This is a genomic window from Streptomyces sp. NBC_00234, assembly GCF_036195325.1.
Lineage (GTDB): Bacteria > Actinomycetota > Actinomycetes > Streptomycetales > Streptomycetaceae > Streptomyces.
Map to the genome: position 1 here is coordinate 4,988,386 of NZ_CP108101.1, position 21,703 is coordinate 5,010,088.

A 21,703-nucleotide genomic window follows, 5' to 3' on the forward strand; every position below is an offset into this window, starting at 1 on the left:
CGGCCCGACGGCTCAGCGCGGCGCGATGCCGAGCCGCGCGAGGTACGGGACGAGGCTCGCAGGGTCGTCGCCCGCCCAGCCGATATAGCCGTCGGGCCGCACCAGGAACAGCCCCTTCCCGTACGCCTCGTACGCGGCCGTCCGGTGGATGCGGACCAGCTCGCCCTCGAACGAAGGCAGTTCGACGGTCGTACCGACCGCCAGCAGGGTGAAGTGCGGGCCCTTGAAGACATCGAAGAGGCGCGGGCCGTCGTCCGTGGGACCGTCCGGGGCGCGGTCCCCGGACACGAGGGCGCCCGCCCGGCCGGAGGACAGCAGGCTCCCTCGGTAGCCGAGTCCCAGCTGCTGGGTGGCGGCGCCGCGCTCCTGCTCGCCCCGGTGGATGCGGGTCGACAGGCCGAGCATCTCGGCGGCCACGGGCCGCCGCTCCTCCTCGTAGCTGTCCAGGAGGGCCGGGTCCGCGCCGTGCAGCAGGACCATGCCGAGCTTCCAGCCCAGGTTGTACGCGTCCTGGATGCTGGTGTTCAGGCCCTGGCCGCCCGCCGGGGAGTGCACATGGGCGGCGTCGCCCGCGAGGAGGACCCGGCCCACCCGGAAGCGGTCCGCCAGCGCGGCGCGCGGCCGGAAGTCCGAGGACCAGCGCACCTCGGTGACGTCGTCGGCGGCCAGGTGGGTACGGGCGGCGACCAGGGCCCGGACGCCCTCCGGGGAGGTGTCGGGCTCGCCGTCCTTGAACTGGGCGACCAGTTGGAAGTCCGCCGTACCGGGCAGCGGGCAGAGCGTCGTGTAGCCGGACTCGCCCATGAAGATGTGCCAGCTGAGCCGGTCGAGGGCGGACTCGGCGATCCGGACGTCGGCGACCAGCATCGGCGCCGGGTCGACGCTCTCGCCCGCCATCGCAACGCCGAGTGCCCGCCGGACCGTCGACCGTCCGCCGTCCGCCGCGACGAGGTAGGAGGCCCGGACCTGCCCGGTGGAGAGCTCGGCGGTCACCCCGTGCTCGTCCTGGGTGAGTGCTGTCAGGGCGGTCGAGAGGACGACGTCGCCGCCCAGTTCGCGCAGCCGGGCGAGCAGGATCTCCTGGGTCCGCCACTGCGGCATCATCCAGGGCTCCCCGTACGGCTCCGCGTCCGTCGGCGCCGCCCGGCGGAACATGTCGTACTCGCCCTGCCGCTCACCGTCCTGCCAGGTCATCCCGATGGGCGCCGCGGCGCCGTGGGCCCGCACGGCGTCGCCTACGCCGAGGTCGTCGAGCACCTCCCTCGTGCGCGGCTGGATGCCCTTGCCGCGTGAGCCGGGGAAGAGTGCGGGCGCCTGCTCGACGACGAGGGCGGTCACGCCCCTGCGGGCCAGATCGCAGGCCAGGGCCAGACCGGTGGGGCCCGCGCCGACGATCAGCACCCGAGTTTCCTTAACGCTGTTAAGTTCCATGGTTCGGAGTCTGTGCTTAACGCTGTTAAATTGTCAAGGTGGGTACTCCGAAGATCGACCGGGCGCGCGTCGCCGACACCGCGCTGCGGCTGCTGAACGACGTGGGCCTCGACGGGCTGAGCCTGCGTGCCATCGCCAGGGAACTGGACGTCAAGGCACCCGCGCTGTACTGGCACTTCAAGGACAAGCAGGCGTTGCTCGACGAGATGGCCACGGTCATGTACCGCCGGATGCTCGACGAGGACCTGCCCCGCGTCACCCCGGAGACCTGGCAGCAGCAGCTCGTCGCGTACAACAGCGGGCTCCGTACGGCGCTGCTGCGCTACCGCGACGGTGCGAAGGTCTACAGCGGTGCCAGATTCACCGGGAACGACCACGCCGAAGGGCTCGAAGCCCATCTGCGGACCATGACCGACGCAGGGTTCGGCCTGCGGCAGGCCGTACGGGCGGGCACCGTCGCCTACGCGTACACGATGGGCTTCGTCACCGAGGAGCAGGGCGTCCGGCCGATGCCCGACGAGCGGCGCGAGGGCTACGACATCGGCGAGCGCGCGGAGCGGATGGAACGGTTCCCGCTCGCGGCGGCGGCCGGGGCCGAGATCTTCGACGGCTACGACGAGCGCTTCGAGGACGGCCTGTGGCTGATCGTCGCGGGCATCGAGGCACGGTACGGGCCGCGCTGACGGGGGAACGCCCGCACGGCGGTCCCGGCCCCGGCCCGGCGCCCGGTGTCATACCGGCGTCGCCCAGAGTTCATCCCCCGTCGCATCAACGGCCACTCGGTCCTCGACGCCCTTCATTAGCTTGGGCGGCTACATGATCGAAGGCGAGGGCCGGCGTGCCAAAACTGTCCGTTGTCGTACCGCTCCACAATGTCGCCCCGTACGCCGACACCACCTTGGGCAGTCTCGCCCGCAACACGGATTCGGACGTCGAATTCCTGCTGGTGGACGACTGCTCCACGGACGGGACACCGTCCGTCATCGACCGCTGGGCCCGGCGGCTGCCACAGGCCAGGGTCATCAGACACGACACGAACGTGGGCATCGCGGCGGCGCGCAACAGCGGCATCGAGGCGGCGAGCGGTGAGTTCCTCACCTTCCTCGACGGCGACGACTGGTACGCCCCCGGCCATCTGTCCCGGCTGCTGCGCGCGGCGGAGGAACTGGACGTCGACTTCGTCCGCAACGACCACGTCCAGTCGACCGGCACCACCCGTGTCATCCGCCGCGCCCCCGCCCGGGTGCGGGACGAGGCGGTCGACCCGCGGGCCGGGATCGCGTACCCGGACATGGAGACGATGGTCGACTACCCCTTCGTCTGGGCCGGGCTGTACCACCGCCGGCTCTTCGAGGACGGTGCCATGCGCTTCGACGCGGAACTGCGCACGGCCGAGGACCGGCTGTGGACCTGGCGGCTGCATCTGCAGGCGCGGAGCTATGCGGCCCTGGGGCTCTACGGGATCTTCTACCGGCGCGGAGTGACCACGTCCCTGACCCAGATCAAGGACTCCCGTCAGCTGGACTTCTTCCCCGCCTACGACACCCTCCTCCGGGAGCTCGCGCAGGACCGGGACGCGGAACTCCTGCTGCCCAAGGCGGTCCGTACGTACTGCGCGCTGATCGCCTTCCACGGAGAGCGGTCCACCGACTACGAGGCCGCGACCGCCCGCCGGCTCAGACTCGCGTCGACCGGCGCTCTGCACCGCATGCCCCAGCAGGTGCTGGACGACACCCTGAACACGATGGACACCAAGCGCAGCACAGTGCTCCGGCGCCTGCGTGACAAGCAGAAGGCCGCCTGACCCATGCCCACGCGCACCCAGATCTTCCAGGTCTCCACCCTGTACGGGGCCGCCACCCTCGCCGCCGCGCTCGACGCCGGCCAGTTCGGACCACCGTCGGACAGCCGCCGCATCCTGCTGCTGTGCAACAACGCCGCGGTCCCGGAGGCGACTCCCGGCCCGGACGCGCTGTGCGGTTACGACCGCATCGCCGCCCGCTTCGACTCCGTCATCAGCTGGAACGAGGCGATCAGCCCCTACCACCCGAACGGCTGGGGGCCGCGCGCCGAGGAGACCGTGCTCTGGCAGCGCGCCTTCCGGCTGGCCTGGGGCCTGGGCGACGGACCCGTGGAACTGGCCCTGGAATCCATCCAGGTCAACCCGGCCCGCGCGCTCGCCGCGATCTTCTCCGAGAGCGCCCTGCACGTCTACGCGGACGGCCTCATGAGCTACGGGCCGACCCGCAACAAGCTGCCGCTGTCCCTGGGCTGCCGCATCCGGCGGGTCCTCCACCTCGACCTGGTCCCCGGCCTCAGGCCGATGCTCCTGTCCGAGTTCGACGTGGAGCCCGAGCTCGTCCCCGCGGACGCCATGCGCAAGGTCCTCGGCGAGATCGCCGGGTCCGCGGACGGCGACCCGCAGCTCACCGAGGTGGTGGCCCAGGCACCCACCGCCGTGCTCCTCGGGCAGTACCTCGCGGCCCTCGGCATCCTCACCGCCGAGGAGGAGGAGGACCTGCACATCCGCATGCTGCGGGGCGCGGCCCGGGCCGGCCACACGTCCGTCCTCTTCAAGCCGCACCCGACCGCCCCCGCCCGCTACTCCGAGGCGCTGGACGCCGCGGCGGCCGAGGCCGGGGTCCGGCTCACGACGATGAACACCCCGTTGCTGGCCGAGACCCTCTTCGAGCGGTGCGCGCCCACGCTCGTCGTCGGCTGCTTCTCCACGGCGATGCTGACCGCCGCCGCGTACTACGGCATTCCCGTCGCCCGCGTCGGCACGGGGCCGCTGCTGGACCGCCTCACCCCGTACGAGAACAGCAACCGTGTGCCGCTGACGATCGTCGACCACCTCGTGCCCGACCTGGAGGAGCACGCCGCCGACGGGGTGCCCGCCCTGCCCGCGAGCGCACCCGACACCCTCGGCCCCCTGGTCCGTACGGTCGGCTACTGCATGCAGTCCCGCCTCCATCCGTCGCTGCGCGGTGAGGCCGAGGCATGGCTGCGCGAGCGGCTGGACAGCGGCACGCAGCACTACTTCAAGCGGCGACGCCTCGGAAAGCTGTCGCTGCCGGGCGGCAGCGTCCAGGGCGCCGCGGTCCGGCTGCGCAGGACCGCCCGGCGCACCCGTGCCGGCCTGGGCTTCTGAGGTCCCCGATGTCATCCACCGTGCCCATCGCCCCCGTCACCCCGGACGCCGTCGCTCCGGCCGGCCGGACGGAGCGCGAACACCGCTACGACGTCGACCTGATCAGGCTGCTGGCCTCCGTGGGAGTGATCCTCTGCCACTCCGGCTCCGCGTTCCTGGACGCCGTGGGGCGTACGGAGGCGGGGGGCTCCGGCGTCTACTGGGCGGGGATCGTGGGCGACTCCGCCAGCCGCTTCGCCGTCCCGGTCTTCTTCGCGATCGCCGGCTGGGTGATCCTGGTCGGCGCCCCGCCGAAGGACGGCAGACGGCTGCGGCAGCGGATCGTGCGCATCCTGGTGCCGCTCGGCGCGTGGACGGTGATCTACCTCGCCTGGGGCAGATGGCGCGGCACGAACGACGGACCGGTCGGTGAGCTGGCACGGGACGCGCTCTTCGGCTCGGTCCGGCCCGCGTTCCACCTCTGGTACCTGTACGCGTACGTGCCGGTCATCCTGCTGCTGGCGTTCGTCGTGATGGTGAAGTCGGGCAAGCGGCCCTGGGGCCTCGGCGCCGCGCTGCTGGCTCTCGCGCTGGCCCCGGTGTTCCTCGGTGACGTGGGCCGGCTCACCGGCTGGGACATGCCCCGGCTCGGCTGGACGTTCAGCCCGTACCAGCTCGTCTACGCGGTCGCGGGGGCGCTGCTCGTGGCCCTGCCGGCCGGTGCGGCGGGCCGGTGGCGCGCCCCGTGGGCGCTGCTGGCGGCGGCGGGCTTCGCGGGTGTGGTCTGGTACCAGCACGACGTCCACTACGCGATTCCGTACGGAAGCCTCTTCGTCGCCCTGTTCACCGGCGGTGTGCTCCTCTCGCTGCACCGGCTGCGGATTCCCGGCCGGCTGCGCCCGCACCTGGTCGTGCTGGGCAACGCCTCGTTCGGCGCCTATCTGGTCCATCTGCTGGTGCTCACCGCGCTCTCGCGGTGGTTCGTCTCCGAGGACCTGGGACCGGCCGCGGCTGCTGCCGCCCTCGCCGGACTCGTCGCCGCGACCACGCTGCTGTCGTTCGGCGCCGCGCTGCTCTGGGGCCGTCTGGGGCTGAACCGACTGCTGGGCTGAGGCCGCGGCCGGGACCCGACGCGTGATCAGGACCCGTACCCGGGCGGTGTGTTGCCACCCCGGGTCCGGGGCCTTGTGTGCGGCCCCGGCCCCGGGTCGGGCTCAGCGCAGCACGGTCCGTCCCAGTCGCCGGGCGCGTACCGCCGCCCGGCGCAGGGCCGGATTGCGGGAGAGCGCGGCGAGCCTTCCGGGCAGACCGCCGGGGAGACCGAGCACGGTCAGCCTGCGGCGCGGGAAGAGCTCCAGTTCGGCGGGTGTGATGCCGTCCGCGAGGTACGCGGTGGCGGCCGGCCGCAGCTCCGCGTGGACGCGGGGCTGCATCACGAAGCCGAGCGCGGTGACGAGCCGGTCCGGGTTGCCGGGTGCCTCGGTGACGCCCGTTCCCAGCTCGGGCAGCAGGGTATGGGCGAGCACCACCGGGACACGGCTGCCGTTCTCGAACGGGGTGAGGCGCTCCAGCACCTCCCGCGTCCCGGTGCGCGCGACGTCGAGGCCGTACAGGTGCCGGGCGGTGAACAGCGTGGCCGAGAAACAGCCCACGACGAGGGCGGGCCGCAGCTGCTCGAACAGCGTCTCGGCGACCACGCTCGGTTCGAGCACGGTCAGTTCCACGCCCAGCCGTTCGGCCTCCGCCTCCAGCGCGCGGTACGAGCGGGCGGGCGCCGCGGGGTGCGGCTTGAAGACGATGCCCCGGTGCCCCAGTGCGGCGGCGCCGCGCAGCATCCGCAGGTGCAGTTCCGCGTCGGGGTCCGGTGTCTCTCCGGCGCTCCGGCCGAGGAGGAGCGCCGGGGCGCGGCACGGGACCTCCGGTGCGGGCGAGGCCGCGCCGACCTTCCGCAGGACCGCGCGGTAGGCGTCGTCCGGAACGATCTCCGACCGCACACCGAACTCCGTCAGCAGCAACGGCTCCGTACCGGGCACCAGACCGAGATGGAGGAGCCGGCGCACCCGCGTCCCCAGCAGCGGGTCGATCTTGCTGCCGGTGGGGCCGTAGCCCGTCAGCCCGTCCGCGTACACATCGATGGGAGTGCCCGGGAAGATGCCGGTGACGGCGGACGCGGGACTGTCCTCGATGGACTCGACGGTCAACTCGACCTCGTCGTCGCCCAGTTCCCAGAGGCGCCGCAGGTGCCGTTCCCACAGGGGGGCGTCCCCGGGCCGCGGGGCCCAGCCCAGGGGGTGGAGCGGTGCGATCGCCGCGTTCCAGGAGAGCACCTCGTCGAAACGGTCACGGAGTGCGTCGAATCCCGGCAGTTCGTCGAGGGAGGGGCTGGCCTCCGGCTCGGCGGCGTTGTTGCTCACCAGGAGGATCCGCCGGTCCGTGGGGCTGAAGCAGCCCGCGTCGACGGCGGCGGCCAGCACCGCCGCACCGTGCAGGGTGGATGCGCAGAGGATACGAGTGCTCATGCCGCCGCACCCGCGCCCGTGGTGGGACGGCGGCGCAGCCGCCGCAGCCGGGAAGCCCTGTCGATACCCATCGAGTCCAGCGTCTCTTCCAGAATGTCCTGCGGCATACGGCGCAGTGCGGCGGCGCTCATCGACCGCAGCTTGCGCGCCACACCGGGTTCGAGTTGGGAAATCGCGCCCAGATGGTGGGAGATGACGGCGCAGTAGGTGCGTACCGCCTTCGGGAGAAGCGTTTCCGCCTCCCGGTCCTGAGCGGTCTCCTCTATCACCTGGTCGAATGCGCGAATGAAATCGAGCTGTCGCATATCCCCGGTCCTGGTGAGGGAGGACGCGACTCCGCGCCGGTAGAAGATCCCGAGCAGGCCGACGGCCGCGAAGGACTCCGCCTCCCGGTGCAGCCGCCAGATCCACGGCCGGTCCTCGGCGGTGTGCAGCCCCGGCGTGAAGTGGATCAGCCCGCGGTCGACCAGACGGCGGTGGTAGATCCCGGCCCAGGCGTACGGATAGTCGACGGAGGTGGTGCGGCCGGCCGGGAGGATGGCCTCGCGCGGATTCATCGGCACGTCCCGCAGACCGTGCGGAACCCGGCGCAGCGAGCGCGACTTGCCCTGGCACCGCACATGGTCGGTCCGCAGGAAGTCGCAGCCCAGGCGGTCCATGGCGGCGACCAGGTCGGCGCAGTGGCCGTGGGCCAGCCAGTCGTCGCCGTCCAGGAAGGTGACGTATTCACCGCGGGACGCGTCGAGCCCGGTGTTGCGGGCCGTCGCCAGCCCCTCGTTCCGTTCGTGCCGTCTCAGCACCACCCCGGGGATCTCCTCCCGCGCGCGGCGCAGGAGGTCCGCCGTCCCGTCGGTCGAACAGTCGTCGACGAGAATGAACTCGAAGTCCTCCCGGGCATTGGCCCGCAGGCTTCTGAGGGTGTCGGGCGCGTATGTCTGCACGTTGAAGAACGGCACGATGACGGAGAGCTTAACCACCCGCATCACGCTAGGGCGGGCCCCGGCATTTGCCCCGTCCCCAGCAAGGATGGTGGGTGAACGGCGAATGTCGGAACGATGAACCGGCTTGATTCCCCAAGGAATTCGGGGCCGGAACTCGCTGTTCCCGGGTGGATTCGCCAACCGTCGGTGGGCTGTTAACCATTTGTTGCCGCCACGTTGGGCCGCTCCTCGGAATGCCTTCCTAACTTCTACGACGTGCCCCCACGTACCAGCAATACGGCCGACCCGGCCGTTACCGCCCCCGACGGCAGCACGGCGCTCCGCGTAGCCGTACTCGCCGACTCCGACACCCGGTGGAAATGGGGCGCGCTCACCGCGCGCCGCCTCACCACCGGCACCGACGCGTCGCTCGCACACGAACGGCCCGTCGAGGTCAGCGGACTGCTGCTGCGTGGCCGGGCCACCCCCACCCCCCGGCAGCTCGCCGAGGTCGGGGAGGTGGGCATCGACGCCGCTCGCGTCCGTGAGGTGACGGCGGTCGAGTTCCTGCACGCGGTGCGGGAGGAGGGGTACGACCTCGTCGTCCTCGCCCTCGTGGGCGGCGCCGTCCAGGCGATGCTGCACGGTCTCGCCGCGCTGGACCTGCCCCGCAGGCCGGTGATCGTCACCGGTTACGTGGGGGTTGTCTACGAGAAGCTCGCGGACGGGCTCCTCCTGCGCCACGGCGCGGACGTCGTCCTCGCCAACTCCCGCCACGACGCCGAGCGTTTCCGCGCGGTGTACGAGGGAGTGGGCGCCGACGCCTCGGCCGTCACGGAGGCCGCACTGCCGTTCCTCGGCGGTGCGCCGCACCGGCCGGAGGAGGGCCGCGACACCGTCGTGTTCGCCGCCCAGCCCTCCGTACCGGCATCCCGCGCCGACCGCACGTACCTGCTGCGCAGGCTCGTCGAGCACGCCCGGCTGCACCCCGGCCGCGAGGTGCTCCTGAAGCTGCGCTCCAAGCCGGGGGAGCACACCACCCACATCGAGGAACTGCCCTACCAGCGGCTGGCGGAGAAGCTCCCGGGCGGCCTGCCGCCCAACTTCCGCCTGGTGTACGGGCACATGGGCGAGGTCCTGGACCGCACCGACCTGCTGGTCACGGTCTCCTCGACGGCCGCGCTCGAATCCCTGCACCGCCGGATCCCGACCGCCGTCCTCTCCGATCTCGGCGTCCGGGAAACCCTCGGCAACCACCACTTCATCGGCTCCGGACTCCTCACGTCCTGGGACCGGCTGGACGGCGGATTCCGGCCCCGGCCGGACGAGGAGTGGCTGGCGGGCCAGGGCGTCGCCGCCGACGGTACGTACGCCACGGCGTACGACACCGCCCGCGCCGCGGTCACCGAGCTGCTCGGACGGGACCGGCTCCCGCCCCTCGCCCCCTACTACACACCCGCCACCGCCCCGGGCTACCTCCCCGGCATCCTCGCCCGCCACCACCTGGGCACCGACGGCCACCCGCTGCCGGGCGCCGCGGCGCCCAGGGAGACCGGCCGGGTCAGGGGAGCGGTGCGCGAAACCGTACGCAACGCGGCACGCGGGGCCTACCGGCAGGGCGTCCAGCGCGTCGCCCCGGTGATCCGCCGGATGGGCGAGCTGTGACCGGGCGCACCGCGAACTCCCGCGCCGAGACCACCACTTCAGGAGCCTCCATGACGCCGACCCCGACCGTGCTCGCAGTGATCCCCGCCCGCGGCGGGTCCAAGGGCGTCCCCGCCAAGAACCTCGCCCAGGTCGGCGGCATCCCCCTGGTCGCCCGTGCCGTACGCGCCTGCCTCGGCTCGGCCGAGGTCACGGACGTCGTCGTCACGACCGACGACCCGGCCATCGCGGAAGCGGCCACGGAAGCGGCCGCCGCGCTCGGCGAAGCCGCCCGGCTGCACTGCGTCCGGCGCCCCGAGGCCATCGCGGGGGACACCGCGACCAGTGAGGCCGCGGTCCTGCACGCCCTCGACACCTACGAGGAACTGCCCGGCCGGACGGCGGACGTCGTGCTCCTGGTGCAGTGCACCAGCCCCTTCGTGACCCGCGAGGACATCGACGGCGTCGCCGCCGCGGTCGCCCACGAGGGCGCCGACACGGCCGTCACCGTCGCCCCCTTCCACGGCTTCGTCTGGCGCGACGGGCACGCGGTGGAGGACGGCAGCTACGGCGTCAACCACGACAAGGCCGTACGCCCCCGCCGCCAGGACCGCCCGCAGGACCTGCTGGAGACGGGCGCCGCGTACGCCATGGCCGTGCCGGGATTCCGTACCCACCGCCACCGCTTCTTCGGCCACACCGCGCTGGTGGCGACCGACCCGGCCCGGGTGCTGGAGATCGACGACCCGCACGACCTGGCCCGCGCCCGCGCCCTCGCGCCGCTCCTGGACCCCTCACCGCTGCCCACCCGCGAGGACATCGACGCCGTCGTCCTCGACTTCGACGGCACGCAGACCGACGACCGCGTCTTCGTCGACTCCGACGGACGCGAGACGGTCGCCGTCCACCGGGGCGACGGCCTCGGCATCGCGGCCCTTCGCAAGGCCGGCCTTCCGCTGCTGATCCTCTCCACGGAGCAGAACCCGGTCGTCGCCGCCCGCGCCCGCAAGCTCAAGGTCCCCGTCCTCCACGGCATCGACCGCAAGGACGAGGCGCTCAAGCAGTGGTGCGAGGAGCAGTCCATCGCCCCCGAGCGCGTCCTCTACGTCGGCAACGACGTCAACGACCTGCCCTGCTTCGGCCTCGCGGGCTGGCCCGTCGCCGTCGCGAGCGCCCACGACTCGGTACGCGCCGCGGCGCGCGCCGTCACGACCACCCCCGGCGGCTTCGGCGCCATCCGCGAGATCGCGGCCTGGCTCCTGGGTCCCACTCTCACCACCACCCCTGTCTCGACCCCCACCAAGTAAGGAACGCACCACCATGAGCAACACCTCCCGTCTGCGCACGCTCGGCACCCGCACCGCGGGCCCCGGCCGCCCCGTCTACGTCACCGGTGAGATCGGTATCAACCACAACGGTGACCTCGACAACGCCCTCGCGCTGATCGACGTGGCCGCCGAAGCCGGCTGCGACGCCGTCAAGTTCCAGAAGCGCACCCCTGAGATCTGCACCCCGCGCGACCAGTGGGACATCGAGCGCGACACCCCCTGGGGCCGGATGACCTACATCGACTACCGTCACCGCGTCGAGTTCGGCGAGGACGAGTACCGCACGATCTCCGACCACTGCGCCAAGCGCGGCATCGACTGGTTCGCCTCCCCGTGGGACACCGAGGCCGTCGCCTTCCTGGAGAAGTTCGACGTCCCGGCGCACAAGGTGGCCTCCGCCTCCCTCACCGACGACGAGCTGCTGCGCGCGCTGCGCGCGACCGGCCGCACGATCATCCTCTCCACCGGCATGTCGACCCCGCGCCAGATCCGCCACGCGGTGGAGGTCCTGGGCTCGGACAACATCCTGCTCTGCCACGCCACGTCGACGTACCCCGCGAAGGCCGAGGAGCTCAACCTCCGCGTCATCAACACCCTTCAGCAGGAGTACCCGAACGTCCCGATCGGCTACAGCGGCCACGAGACCGGCCTCCAGACCACGCTGGCCGCCGTCGCGCTCGGCGCCGCGTTCGTCGAGCGCCACATCACCCTCGACCGCGCCATGTGGGGCTCCGACCAGGCCGCCTCCGTCGAGCCGCAGGGCCTGACCCGCCTGGTCCGCGACATCCGCACCATCGAGGCGTCCCTCGGTGACGGCGTCAAGAAGGTGTACGAGTCGGAGCTCGGCCCGATGAAGAAGCTCCGCCGGGTCACGGGCGTCGTCGCCGAGAGCGACGCGTCCCCCGAGCCGGTCGCGGTCTGAGCGCCGACCGGTGAACCTCGCCTTCGTCGAGAGCCCGGTCCAGCTCCTGAACGTCCTGGAGTGGACCCACGCAAGGGGAGGACCCGACGCGACCGCCACCACGGTCGTCGTCCTCCCCCCGGTCGACCCGATGTCGCGCGGTCAGCTGCGCCGGATGGCAGAGCTGGCCCGCGACGAGGGCATCACCGTCCGCTGGCAGGAGGCGCGCGGCGACGCCGGCGCGCCTCTGAAGACGCTCCGCGCCCTGGCGGGCCTCGTCCGCCGGGCGGAGCACATCGTCATCGGCGACCCGTTCTCCCGCTACGTACAGCTGCTCCTCACGATGGTCCGCGCCCGGCGCCTCACGGTGGTCGACGACGGCACGGCCACCATGGAGTTCGTGGCCCAGCTGGCCCGGGGCGAACGCCTCGTGCGCTGGCACCGCCGGGGCGGCAGCAAGGGCCCGCGCGAACTGGTCCTGGCCCCGGTCACGGCCGCCGCACGGCGCCGCTTCACCCCCACGGCGAACCACACCGTCGAGGTGTTCACCGCGATGCCGGTCGAGGCTCCGCCCGGCATCGTGGTCACCGCGAACGAGTTCGCCTGGACCCGCACCCGCTTCGGCCCGCCCCTGATCACGAGGGGCGCCGACCTGGTCGGCACCTCCCTGGTCGAGACGGGCGTGGTCGACCCGGTCCCGTACCAGGAGGCGGTCTTCTCCCTGGCCCGCACCCACAACGCCACCCGCTACTTCGCGCACCGCCGCGAGTCCGCGGAGAAGCTCCACGCCCTGGAAGCCGCCACCGGCCTGGAGATCGTCCGCCCGGACCTCCCCCTGGAACTCATCGCCCGCCGCGGCCCGATCGGCCACACGGTCCTGAGCTTCCCGTCCACGGTGGTCCACACCCTCCCGCTGGCCCTCGCGGGCACCGGAGTGAAGGTCGCGGTCTGCGACATCGCCCCGGAATGGCTCCGCGAATCGGCCTCACCCCGGGCCCAGGGCTTCCTGAGCGGCGTCACGGAGACGGCCCGCGACGTACAGCGCCTGGCGCCGTGGCGGGTCACGTCCACGGCGGTGGGGGAGATCTGAGAGACGATGGCCCGGCCTGCGGTCCGGCACCGGTTGCGCCGCACCACCTGAGCATCCGGTGCTGAACAAGCCGCGCAAAGCGACGCAAGAGTTTACCCACCCCCATCTCACACCACACGCCGTCGAGCCATCTTTTGTTCCTCTATGCGGCTGAAGTTTTGTTGATCTGTGGTCAGTTGAGGGGGCAAGGGCTCTACCCTTCAACAGGTGAACCAGTTGAAGTCCCGCGCGTCCCACTCCGATGCCGAGCTGCCCGGGGGAGCGGCCCAGTCCGGCGCCCTGCCCGGTGGCCTGTCCGACGAGCTCCGGCTGGAGCTGATCGCGTTCCGGCGTGATCTGCACATGCACCCGGAGCTCGGCAATCAGGAGTTCCGTACGACCGCCGCCATCAAGGCCCGGCTGGAGGCGGCCGGCCTCGCGCCGCAGGTGCTGTCCACCGGGACCGGGGTGATGTGCGACGTCGGTACGTGGGACGGCGTACGGCCCATGCTGGCGCTGCGCGCGGACATCGACGCGCTGCCCATCCCGGACACGAAGGCGGGTGTGTCCTACCGGTCCACCGTGCCCGACCGGGCGCACGCCTGTGGGCACGACATCCACACCGCCACCGTCCTCGGCGCCGGCCTCGTGCTGGCCGAGCTCGACCGGCAGGGGCTACTGCCGAACGCCGTCCGGCTGATCTTCCAGCCCGCCGAGGAGGTCCTGCCCGGGGGTGCGACCGACGCGATCGGGGCCGGGGTGCTGGAAGGCGTCGGGCGGATCATCGGGGTGCACTGCGATCCGCGGGTCGACGTCGGGCGGATCGGGCTCCGGGCCGGGGCGATCACCTCCGCCTGCGACCGGCTGGAGGTGTCCCTCGACGGGCCCGGCGGGCACACCGCCCGGCCGCACCTGACCACCGATCTGGTCACCGCCGCCGCCAAGGTGGCCACCGAGGTGCCCGCGCTGCTCGCCCGGCGGGTGGACGCGCGCTCCGGGCTCGCCGTCACCTGGGGACGGCTGGAGACCGGGCACGCCTGCAACGTGATCCCGCAACACGCCGAGATGTCCGGAACGGTTCGCTGCCTGGATCTGGCGGCCTGGCGGGCGGCGCCGGACCTGGTGCACGCGGCGATCGACGAGGTGGCCGGAATGCACGGGGCGAAGTCCGTGATCGAGTACGTACGGGGCGTGCCGCCCGTCGTGAACGACGCGGCGGCGATCGATCTGCTGGGCGCGGCAATGACGGAACGGCGTGGTTCGTATGCGATCGAGGACACCGAACAGAGCCTCGGCGGCGAGGACTTCTCCTGGTATCTGGAGCATGTGCCGGGCGCGATGGCACGGCTCGGAGTCCGTACGCCCGGCGACACGCGCGGCCTCGACCTGCACCGGGGGAACTTCGATGCGGACGAGGAAGCGATCACGGTCGGAGTGGAGCTCTTCACGGCTGCCGCGTTGCTCGACGGCAACCGCACGTAACCGGACAGGTCACCTCCTGTTCGCGACGATCCGATAACGGCTTCCGTACAGGTCCTTATCTGACATCTACGCGCGTTACGATCGCGGCGAAACCAGCGCCGGAAGAGGCGCTTCGGTCAGGTTTGAAGGAGCCTTCCCTTGCGCCGGATCACCAGGATTGCCACCGTGGGCCTCGCGTCCGCGGCGCTTGCCCTGAGCATTACGTCTTGTGGAGACAGCTCGTCGAGCTCGAGCTCCAGCTCGGACTCCAACGACAAGAAGACCGCGATCGCGTACGACATCGGTGGCCGCGGCGACCAGTCGTTCAACGACGCGGCCTACGCGGGCCTCGCCAAGGCCGAGAAGGAACTCGGTGTCCAGGGCACCGAGGCGGAGCCCTCCGACGGCGAGTCGGATGCCGACAAGGTCCAGCGCCTCACCGAGCTGGCCCGTGCCGGCAACAACCCGGTGATCGGTGTCGGCTTCGCCTACGCGCCCGCCATCAAGAAGGTCGCGCCGAAGTTCCCGAAGATCACCTTCGGCATCATCGACGACGCCTCGGTGACCGGCCCGAACATCGCCAACATCGTCTTCAATGAGGAGCAGGGCTCCTACCTCGCCGGTGTCGCCGCCGCCAAGGTCACCAAGACGAAGACCGTCGGCTTCATCGGTGGCGTCGAGACGCCGCTGATCAAGAAGTTCCAGGCCGGTTACGAGCAGGGCGTCAAGGACACCGACTCGTCGGTGAAGGTCCTCTCGCAGTACCTGACCCAGCCGCCGAACTTCGACGGCTTCTCCAAGCCCGACCTCGGCAAGGCCGCCGCCCAGGGCCAGCTCGACAAGGGTGCGGACGTCGTCTACGCCGCTGCCGGTCTGGCCGGTTCCGGTTCCATCGAGGCCGTCTCCAAGGCCGGCAAGTGGAACATCGGCGTCGACTCCGACCAGTACAACCAGAAGGGCCTCGCCGCCTACAAGGCCAGCATCCTGACCTCGGTCACCAAGGATGTCGAGGACTCGGTCTTCAACCTGATCAAGTCGGTCCAGGACGGCGACCCGCAGAACGGTGAGATCCGCTACGGCCTGGACAAGGACGGCGTCGGCCTGGCGATGTCCAACCCGGCCTTCACCAAGATGACCGATGTCATCGCCGCCGTCGACACGGCGAAGCAGGAAATCATCGACGGCAAGATCACCGTCAAGACCACCCCGTAACGGCTCCCGCCGTCCGGCTGGTTTCCCGTGGGCCCGGAGCGAGCGCGATGCCGCCGCTCCGGGCCCACGCAGTGTCCCCGGGACAGAAGATCCGCCCGTCGCAGTGCCTCTCCGTACGGTCCAAGATCATGGCGTTTGGACCGTGCCGTGCACCTGTGTTTCACGATTCGGCAGCGCTACGCGTGTAGACAGCCCTCCGGCGCGATAACTTCACCCCCGCCCTTGCCCCTCCGCCCCCGCTCCTGTCCGGCCAAGGAGAGTGCGTCATCAACGCGTCCAGCAGCCCCCCTGCCGTAGAACTGCACGGCATCACCAAGCGCTTCCCCGGCGTCGTCGCCAACCACAACATCGACATCACCATCGGCAAGGGCACCGTGCACGCCCTGGTCGGTGAGAACGGTGCCGGCAAGTCCACCCTGATGAAGATCCTCTACGGCATGCAGAAGCCGGACGAGGGCACCATCGCGGTGGACGGCGAGCAGGTCTCGTTCGGCAACCCGGGTGACGCCATCGACCGCGGCATCGGCATGGTGCACCAGCACTTCATGCTCGCCGACTACCTCACCGTCCTGGAGAACGTCGTTCTCGGCGGCGAGAAGTTGCACGGCATCGGTGCCGCCGCCCGCAAGAAGATCATGGAAATCTCCGACGCCTACGGTCTGGGGGTCAGGCCGGACGCCCTTGTCGAGGACCTCGGCGTCGCCGACCGTCAGCGCGTGGAGATCCTCAAGGTCCTGTACCGAGGGGCGCGCATCCTCATCCTGGACGAGCCGACCGCCGTGCTCGTGCCGCAGGAGGTCGAAGCGCTCTTCGACAACCTGCGCGAGCTCAAGGCGGAGGGCCTGACCGTCATCTTCATCTCGCACAAGCTCGGTGAGGTCCTGTCGGTCGCCGACGACATCACCGTGATCCGCCGTGGGACGACGGTGGGCACCGCCGACCCGGCCAACACGACCACCAAGCAGCTCGCCGAACTCATGGTCGGCAGCGAGCTTCCCTCGCCCGAGACCCGTGAGTCCACGGTGACCGACACGCCGATGCTCCGGGTCGAGGACCTCGCGCTCACCGTGACGGACCCGGACGGCACCGTGCGTGACGTGCTCGCCGGTGTCGGATTCACCATCCACAAGGGCGAGGTCCTCGGCATCGCGGGTGTCGAGGGCAATGGCCAGACCGAGCTGATCGAGACGCTGATCGGGATGCGGGACCCCGACACCGGGGTGATCACCCTCGACACCGACGACATCTCTCACGCCCCCACGCGCAAGCGGCGGGAGGGCGGTATCGGTTACATCCCCGAGGACCGGCACCGGCACGGCGTCCTCCTGGACTCCTCGCTGTGGGAGAACCGGATTCTCGGCCATGTCACGGAGAAGCCCAACAGCCGCGGCTGGCTGTTGGACCTGAAGGCTGCGCGTGCCGACACCGAGCGGATCGTGCGCGAGTACGACGTGCGCACCCCCGGCATCGACGTCACGGTGGGCTCGCTCTCCGGCGGCAACCAGCAGAAGCTGATCGTCGGCCGGGAGATGAGCCACAACCCGAAGCTGCTCATCGCCGCGCACCCCACCCGGGGCGTGGACGTGGGCGCACAGGCGCAGATCTGGGACCAGATCCGCCAGGCGCGCCGCGAAGGGCTGGCCGTTCTGCTGATTTCGGCGGACCTGGACGAGCTGATCGGGCTCTCCGACACCCTGCGCGTCATGTACCGCGGCCGCCTGGTCGCCGACGCGGATCCCGCCACCATCACCCCGGAGGAACTGGGCTCGGCCATGACCGGCGCCGCTACCGGGCATCTTGAGGCAGCACCGGAGGACGAGGTCTGATGAAGAAATTCGACAAGGACCGGCTGATCCTGGGCTTCGCAGGCCCGGCTCTCGCCCTGGTTGTCGCCTTCGCGCTCACCACCTTGGTGCTGCTCGCCTCGGGCAAGAACCCCTTCGAGCCGTACCGGCTGATGTTCGACTCGGCGTCGTACGCCGACGTACAGGTGCTGATCATCAACCAGGCCGGTACGTACTACCTCGCCGCACTCGCGGTCGCCGTCGGCTTCCGGATGAACCTCTTCAACATCGGTGTCGACGGGCAGTACCGCCTCGCGGCGATGATGGCCGCGCTGGTCGGCGCGAGCGTCGACCTTCCCGGCCCGCTCCAGATCGCCCTGATCGTGATCGTCGCGATGCTGGTCGGAGCCTTCTGGGCGGGCATCGCCGGCTTCCTGAAGACCACGCGGGGGGTGAGCGAGGTCGTCTCGACGATCATGCTCAACTCCATCGCCACCGCGCTGGTCGCCTGGCTGATCCTGCCGAAGAACTTCGGCGAGCAGCCGCCCGGCTCCAACAACCTCACCACGGGCGAGATCCCGGAATCCGGTTGGTTCCCCGGCCTGTCCATGGGCGCCGAAGCCGGTGAGATCTACGGGTTCACGTTCGTCGCCGCGGGCTGCGGCGTCGTCTACTGGTTCGTCCTGAACCGCACCCGCTTCGGCTTCGACCTGCGCGCCACGGGCGCCAGCGAGAGCGCTGCCCAGGCGTCCGGCGTGGACGCCAAGAAGATGATCATGACCTCGATGCTGATCTCGGGAGCGGTCGCCGGCCTCGCCGGAATGCCCACGCTGCTCGGCGACACGCACACGTACAGCCTCGACTTCCCGACCGGCATCGGCTTCACCGGTATCACCATCGCGCTGCTGGGCCGGAACAACCCGCTCGGCATCGCGTTCAGCGCCCTGCTGATCGCCTTCCTGGACAAGTCGTCGGCCTCCCTCGACCAGTACGGGTACGAGAAGGAGATCGCCACGATCATGCAGGGCCTGATCGTGATCTCGGTCGTCGTCAGCTACGAACTCGTCCGCCGTTACGGGATCCGCCGCCAGCAGCAGAAGGTCGGCGAGGAACTCGCCGCCGGGAATGCCCTCAAGACCGAGAAGGAGGCCGCACTGTGAGCGCCAGCAAAGTCTCCGCCGCAAGCGTCGCCCCCAAGAAGGGCGGCGTCCGCCGCAAGCTCACCCTGCCCGTCATCCTCCTGATCGTCGCGGCCGGTCTGGCCCTGGTCTCGCTGGTCCGCCTGATCAGCGGCGCCGACGACGTGACCTCCGTCGGCCAGGTCTCGGGCGCCCTCGAACTGGCCGTCCCGATCGGCCTCGCCGGACTCGGCGGTCTGTGGGCCGAGCGCTCGGGCGTGGTCAACATCGGCCTCGAAGGCATGCTGATCCTCGGCACCTGGTTCGGCGCCTGGGCCGGCTACCAGTGGGGCCCGTGGGTCGGTGTCCTGCTGGGCATCCTCGGCGGCGCGCTCGGCGGCCTCCTGCACGCGGTCATCACCGTCACCTTCGGGGTGAACCACATCGTCTCCGGTGTGGCCATCAACATCCTCGCCGTCGGCATCACCCGCTACCTCTCCAACTACGCCTTCGCCGACGTCGAGGGAGGTTCCTCCAAGCAGTCCCCCCGCATCGAGGCGATCGACAAGATCACCGTGCCGGGGCTGTCGGAGTGGATGATCGATCTCCAGCAGAAACACTGGTTCTTCGTCTCCGACCTCGCCGGCATCATCGGTGGCCTCGTCACCGGCCTGTCCCTGCTGACCCTGCTCGCGCTGCTGCTGATCCCGGTCACCTGGTGGGTGCTGTGGCGTACGGCGTTCGGTCTGCGGCTGCGCTCCTGCGGCGAGAACCCGATCGCCGCCGAGACGCTCGGCGTCAACGTCTACAAGTACAAGTACATCGCCGTCACCATCTCCGGCGGTCTTGCCGGACTCGGCGGCGCCTTCCTCGCCATCGTCGCCACCGGCATCTACCAGGAGGGTCAGACCGGAGGCCGTGGTTACATCGGTCTCGCCGCGATGATCTTCGGTAACTGGATGCCCGGTGGCATGGCGCTCGGTGCCGGCCTCTTCGGCTTCACCGACAGTCTCAAGCTGCGTGGCGGCGCCGAGAACGTGCACGCGATGCTGCTGCTCCTGGCGATCCTGCTGGTGATCGCCGTGTTCTGGCAGCTGTACCGGAAGAAGTACGTGTCCGCGGCGATCTCGGCGGTGATCTCGGCGGCGCTCTTCACCTGGTACGCGACGACCGACCAGGTGCCGAGCCAGTTCGTCGACGCCGCCCCGTACGTCACGACGTTGCTGGTGCTCGCCCTGTCCTCGCAGCGCTTGCGGATGCCCAAGGCGGACGGCATGCCCTACCGGAAGGGCGAAGGCAAGTGACGGCCGCCGCCGACGTCGACTGGGACGCCCTGCGTGCGGCCGCTCGGGACGCCATGTCCCGTGCGTACGCGCCGTACTCGGGCTACCCGGTCGGCGTCGCGGCGCGCGTCGACGACGGCCGTACGATCGTCGGCTGCAACGTCGAGAACGCCTCGTACGGCATCGGTCTGTGTGCCGAATGCGGCCTGGTCTCCCAGTTGCACGCCACCGGCGGCGGCCGGCTGACCCACTTCACCTGCGTGGACGGGGCGGGCGCCGTCCTGGTCCCGTGCGGCAGGTGCAGGCAGTTGCTGTACGAGTTCGGGGGGCCGGAACTCGTTCTGGAGACCCCGGACGGTTTCCGTACGCTGGACGAGATGCTGCCGCAGGCGTTCGGCCCCCAGCACCTGGCCTAGCGCCCCCCTGCGTCCCCCTCGGGGGACCGACTTCTTCAGCACCGGGCGGGCCCGTTTCGGGTCCGCCCGGCGCTCGCTCAACCCTCTATGCGCGTAGAGTCAATCGGACTCCTGCGTACGCACCCGGCCGGAAGGACTCCCCGCCCATGGACGCCATCTCCGTCATCCGCACCAAGCGGGACCGCGGCGAGCTGACACCCGAACAGATCGACTGGGTCATCGACGCGTACACGCGCGGCGAGGTCGCCGACGAGCAGATGTCCGCGCTGGCCATGGCGATCCTGCTGAACGGCATGAATCGCACCGAGATCGCCCGCTGGACCGCCGCGATGATCGCCTCCGGCGAGCGCATGGACTTCGCCGCGCTCTCCCGGCCCACCACCGACAAGCACTCCACCGGCGGGGTGGGCGACAAGATCACCCTGCCGCTGGCCCCGCTCGTCGCGGCCTGCGGCGCCGCCGTTCCGCAGCTCAGCGGACGCGGGCTCGGCCACACCGGCGGCACCCTCGACAAGCTGGAGTCCATCCCCGGCTGGCGCGCGCACCTCTCCAACGAGGAGATGCTGAGCGTCCTGGACAGCACCGGCGCGGTGATCTGCGCGGCCGGTGACGGGCTCGCCCCCGCCGACAAGAAGCTGTACGCGCTCCGCGACGTCACCGGCACCGTCGAGGCGATCCCGCTCATCGCCAGCTCGATCATGTCGAAGAAGATCGCCGAGGGGACCGGAGCGCTGGTCCTGGACGTCAAGGTCGGCTCCGGCGCTTTCATGAAGACCATCGAGGACGCCCGTGAACTGGCCTCCACCATGGTCGCGCTGGGCACCGACAGCGGCGTACGGACCGTCGCCCTGCTCACCGACATGTCGACCCCGCTCGGCCTGACCGCGGGCAACGCCATGGAGGTGCGCGAGTCGGTCGAGGTGCTGGCCGGCGGCGGCCCCCGTGACGTCGTCGACCTGACCCTCGCCCTCGCCCGGGAGATGCTGGACGCGGCCGGCCTGAAGGACGCCGACCCGGAGAAGGCCCTCGCCGACGGCTCCGCGATGGACGTCTGGCGCCGCATGATCTCCGCCCAGGGCGGCGACCCGGACGCGAAGCTGCCGGTCGCCCGCGAGCAGCACGTGGTGACCGCGCGGTCCTCCGGCGTCCTGACCCGCCTCGACGCGTACGACGTCGGTGTCGCCGCCTGGCGCCTCGGCGCGGGCCGCGCCCGCAAGGAGGACCCGGTGCAGGCGGGCGCGGGTGTCGAGCTGCACGCCAAGCCCGGCGACAGCGTCACGGCGGGCCAGCCGCTGCTGACGCTGCACACGGACACCCCGGAGAAGTTCGCGTACGCGCTGAAGGCCCTGCCGGACGCGTACGACATCGCCCCCGCCGGCACGGAGTTCACCCCGACCCCGGTGGTACGCGAGCGCATCGCGTAGCGGCCCGGCATGCGAACGGCCCGCCCGGACGAGGAGATCGTCCGGGCGGGCCGCTGTCATGGG

The 21,703-nt window shown here is 71.0% G+C and carries 18 protein-coding genes; 15 read left to right on the forward strand and 3 right to left on the reverse strand.

Annotated elements, in window-relative coordinates; all coding sequences use genetic code 11:
* Window positions 1-12: 12 nt before the first annotated feature.
* On the reverse strand, window positions 13-1,431 hold the full coding sequence (locus tag OG230_RS22135) for an FAD-dependent monooxygenase (RefSeq protein ID WP_328905444.1): 1,419 nt from the start codon (window positions 1,429-1,431) through the stop codon (window positions 13-15).
* A gap of 38 nt (window positions 1,432-1,469) precedes the next feature.
* Between OG230_RS22135 and OG230_RS22140 the strand changes: the two genes are divergently transcribed.
* From OG230_RS22140 to OG230_RS22155, 4 genes are all read left to right on the forward strand, one after another.
* Entirely contained in the window at window positions 1,470-2,114 is a 645-nt protein-coding gene (locus tag OG230_RS22140; protein ID WP_328905445.1) for a TetR/AcrR family transcriptional regulator C-terminal domain-containing protein, read from the forward strand.
* Window positions 2,115-2,269: 155 nt separating this feature from the next.
* Window positions 2,270-3,235 carry a glycosyltransferase family 2 protein gene (locus OG230_RS22145; protein WP_328905446.1) on the forward strand — a complete coding sequence of 322 codons (966 nt, stop codon included), beginning with the start codon at window positions 2,270-2,272 and terminating at the stop codon, window positions 3,233-3,235.
* 3 nt (window positions 3,236-3,238) lie between these two features.
* Window positions 3,239-4,582 (forward strand): polysialyltransferase family glycosyltransferase, encoded by a 1,344-nt coding sequence (locus OG230_RS22150; RefSeq protein ID WP_328905447.1) that lies wholly within the window; start codon window positions 3,239-3,241, stop codon window positions 4,580-4,582.
* A gap of 8 nt (window positions 4,583-4,590) precedes the next feature.
* Window positions 4,591-5,673, forward strand: coding sequence for an acyltransferase (locus OG230_RS22155; protein WP_328905448.1), 1,083 nt, complete (start codon window positions 4,591-4,593; stop codon window positions 5,671-5,673).
* A 102-nt stretch (window positions 5,674-5,775) separates the two neighbouring features.
* Here OG230_RS22155 and OG230_RS22160 read toward each other — a convergent pair whose 3' ends face one another.
* Both OG230_RS22160 and OG230_RS22165 read right to left on the reverse strand, forming a co-directional pair.
* Window positions 5,776-7,080 (reverse strand): polysialyltransferase family glycosyltransferase, encoded by a 1,305-nt coding sequence (locus OG230_RS22160; protein WP_328905449.1) that lies wholly within the window; start codon window positions 7,078-7,080, stop codon window positions 5,776-5,778.
* Window positions 7,077-8,063, reverse strand: coding sequence for a glycosyltransferase family 2 protein (locus tag OG230_RS22165; RefSeq protein WP_328905450.1), 987 nt, complete (start codon window positions 8,061-8,063; stop codon window positions 7,077-7,079). Before OG230_RS22165 ends, OG230_RS22160 begins: the two co-directional genes overlap by 4 nt.
* Before the next feature lie 213 nt (window positions 8,064-8,276).
* Here OG230_RS22165 and OG230_RS22170 point away from each other — a divergent pair, with 213 nt between their 5' ends.
* From OG230_RS22170 to OG230_RS22220, 11 genes are all read left to right on the forward strand, one after another.
* Window positions 8,277-9,665, forward strand: a complete 1,389-nt coding sequence (locus OG230_RS22170; protein ID WP_328905451.1) for a DUF6716 putative glycosyltransferase — start codon at window positions 8,277-8,279, stop codon at window positions 9,663-9,665.
* A gap of 50 nt (window positions 9,666-9,715) precedes the next feature.
* The gene (locus OG230_RS22175) at window positions 9,716-10,951 is read left to right on the forward strand and encodes an N-acylneuraminate cytidylyltransferase (protein ID WP_328905452.1); all 1,236 of its coding nucleotides are present in this window, start codon (window positions 9,716-9,718) and stop codon (window positions 10,949-10,951) included.
* 13 nt (window positions 10,952-10,964) lie between these two features.
* Entirely contained in the window at window positions 10,965-11,894 is a 930-nt protein-coding gene (locus OG230_RS22180) for an N-acetylneuraminate synthase family protein (RefSeq protein ID WP_328905453.1), read from the forward strand.
* 10 nt (window positions 11,895-11,904) lie between these two features.
* The gene (locus tag OG230_RS22185) at window positions 11,905-12,963 is read left to right on the forward strand and encodes a hypothetical protein (protein ID WP_328905454.1); all 1,059 of its coding nucleotides are present in this window, start codon (window positions 11,905-11,907) and stop codon (window positions 12,961-12,963) included.
* A 216-nt stretch (window positions 12,964-13,179) separates the two neighbouring features.
* A complete protein-coding gene (locus OG230_RS22190; protein ID WP_328911492.1) occupies window positions 13,180-14,424 on the forward strand; it encodes an amidohydrolase in 1,245 nt (414 codons plus the stop codon).
* 138 nt (window positions 14,425-14,562) lie between these two features.
* The gene (locus tag OG230_RS22195; RefSeq protein WP_328905455.1) at window positions 14,563-15,615 is read left to right on the forward strand and encodes a BMP family lipoprotein; all 1,053 of its coding nucleotides are present in this window, start codon (window positions 14,563-14,565) and stop codon (window positions 15,613-15,615) included.
* A gap of 242 nt (window positions 15,616-15,857) precedes the next feature.
* Window positions 15,858-17,441, forward strand: a complete 1,584-nt coding sequence (locus tag OG230_RS22200; protein ID WP_328911493.1) for an ABC transporter ATP-binding protein — start codon at window positions 15,858-15,860, stop codon at window positions 17,439-17,441.
* A complete protein-coding gene (locus OG230_RS22205; protein WP_328905456.1) occupies window positions 17,441-18,559 on the forward strand; it encodes an ABC transporter permease in 1,119 nt (372 codons plus the stop codon). The genes OG230_RS22200 and OG230_RS22205 overlap by 1 nt, the downstream gene beginning before the upstream one ends.
* Window positions 18,556-19,821 (forward strand): ABC transporter permease, encoded by a 1,266-nt coding sequence (locus OG230_RS22210; RefSeq protein WP_328905457.1) that lies wholly within the window; start codon window positions 18,556-18,558, stop codon window positions 19,819-19,821. The genes OG230_RS22205 and OG230_RS22210 overlap by 4 nt, the downstream gene beginning before the upstream one ends.
* Window positions 19,818-20,216: a cytidine deaminase gene (locus tag OG230_RS22215; RefSeq protein WP_328905458.1), complete on the forward strand. Its 399-nt coding sequence runs from the start codon at window positions 19,818-19,820 to the stop codon at window positions 20,214-20,216. Before OG230_RS22210 ends, OG230_RS22215 begins: the two co-directional genes overlap by 4 nt.
* Window positions 20,217-20,362: 146 nt before the next feature.
* Window positions 20,363-21,640: a thymidine phosphorylase gene (locus OG230_RS22220; RefSeq protein WP_328905459.1), complete on the forward strand. Its 1,278-nt coding sequence runs from the start codon at window positions 20,363-20,365 to the stop codon at window positions 21,638-21,640.
* Window positions 21,641-21,703 lie beyond the last annotated feature (63 nt).

Excerpts from the sequence above, each read along its gene's own strand:
- OG230_RS22135 (WP_328905444.1), bottom strand. The coding sequence starts at position 1,431 with ATGGAACTTAACAGCGTTAAGGAAACTCGGGTGCTGATCGTCGGCGCG.
- OG230_RS22150 (WP_328905447.1), top strand. The coding sequence starts at position 3,239 with ATGCCCACGCGCACCCAGATCTTCCAGGTCTCCACCCTGTACGGGGCC.
- OG230_RS22155 (WP_328905448.1), top strand. The coding sequence starts at position 4,591 with ATGTCATCCACCGTGCCCATCGCCCCCGTCACCCCGGACGCCGTCGCT.
- OG230_RS22160 (WP_328905449.1), bottom strand. The coding sequence starts at position 7,080 with ATGAGCACTCGTATCCTCTGCGCATCCACCCTGCACGGTGCGGCGGTG.
- OG230_RS22165 (WP_328905450.1), bottom strand. The coding sequence starts at position 8,063 with ATGCGGGTGGTTAAGCTCTCCGTCATCGTGCCGTTCTTCAACGTGCAG.
- OG230_RS22175 (WP_328905452.1), top strand. The coding sequence starts at position 9,716 with ATGACGCCGACCCCGACCGTGCTCGCAGTGATCCCCGCCCGCGGCGGG.
- OG230_RS22180 (WP_328905453.1), top strand. The coding sequence starts at position 10,965 with ATGAGCAACACCTCCCGTCTGCGCACGCTCGGCACCCGCACCGCGGGC.
- OG230_RS22205 (WP_328905456.1), top strand. The coding sequence starts at position 17,441 with ATGAAGAAATTCGACAAGGACCGGCTGATCCTGGGCTTCGCAGGCCCG.
- OG230_RS22220 (WP_328905459.1), top strand. The coding sequence starts at position 20,363 with ATGGACGCCATCTCCGTCATCCGCACCAAGCGGGACCGCGGCGAGCTG.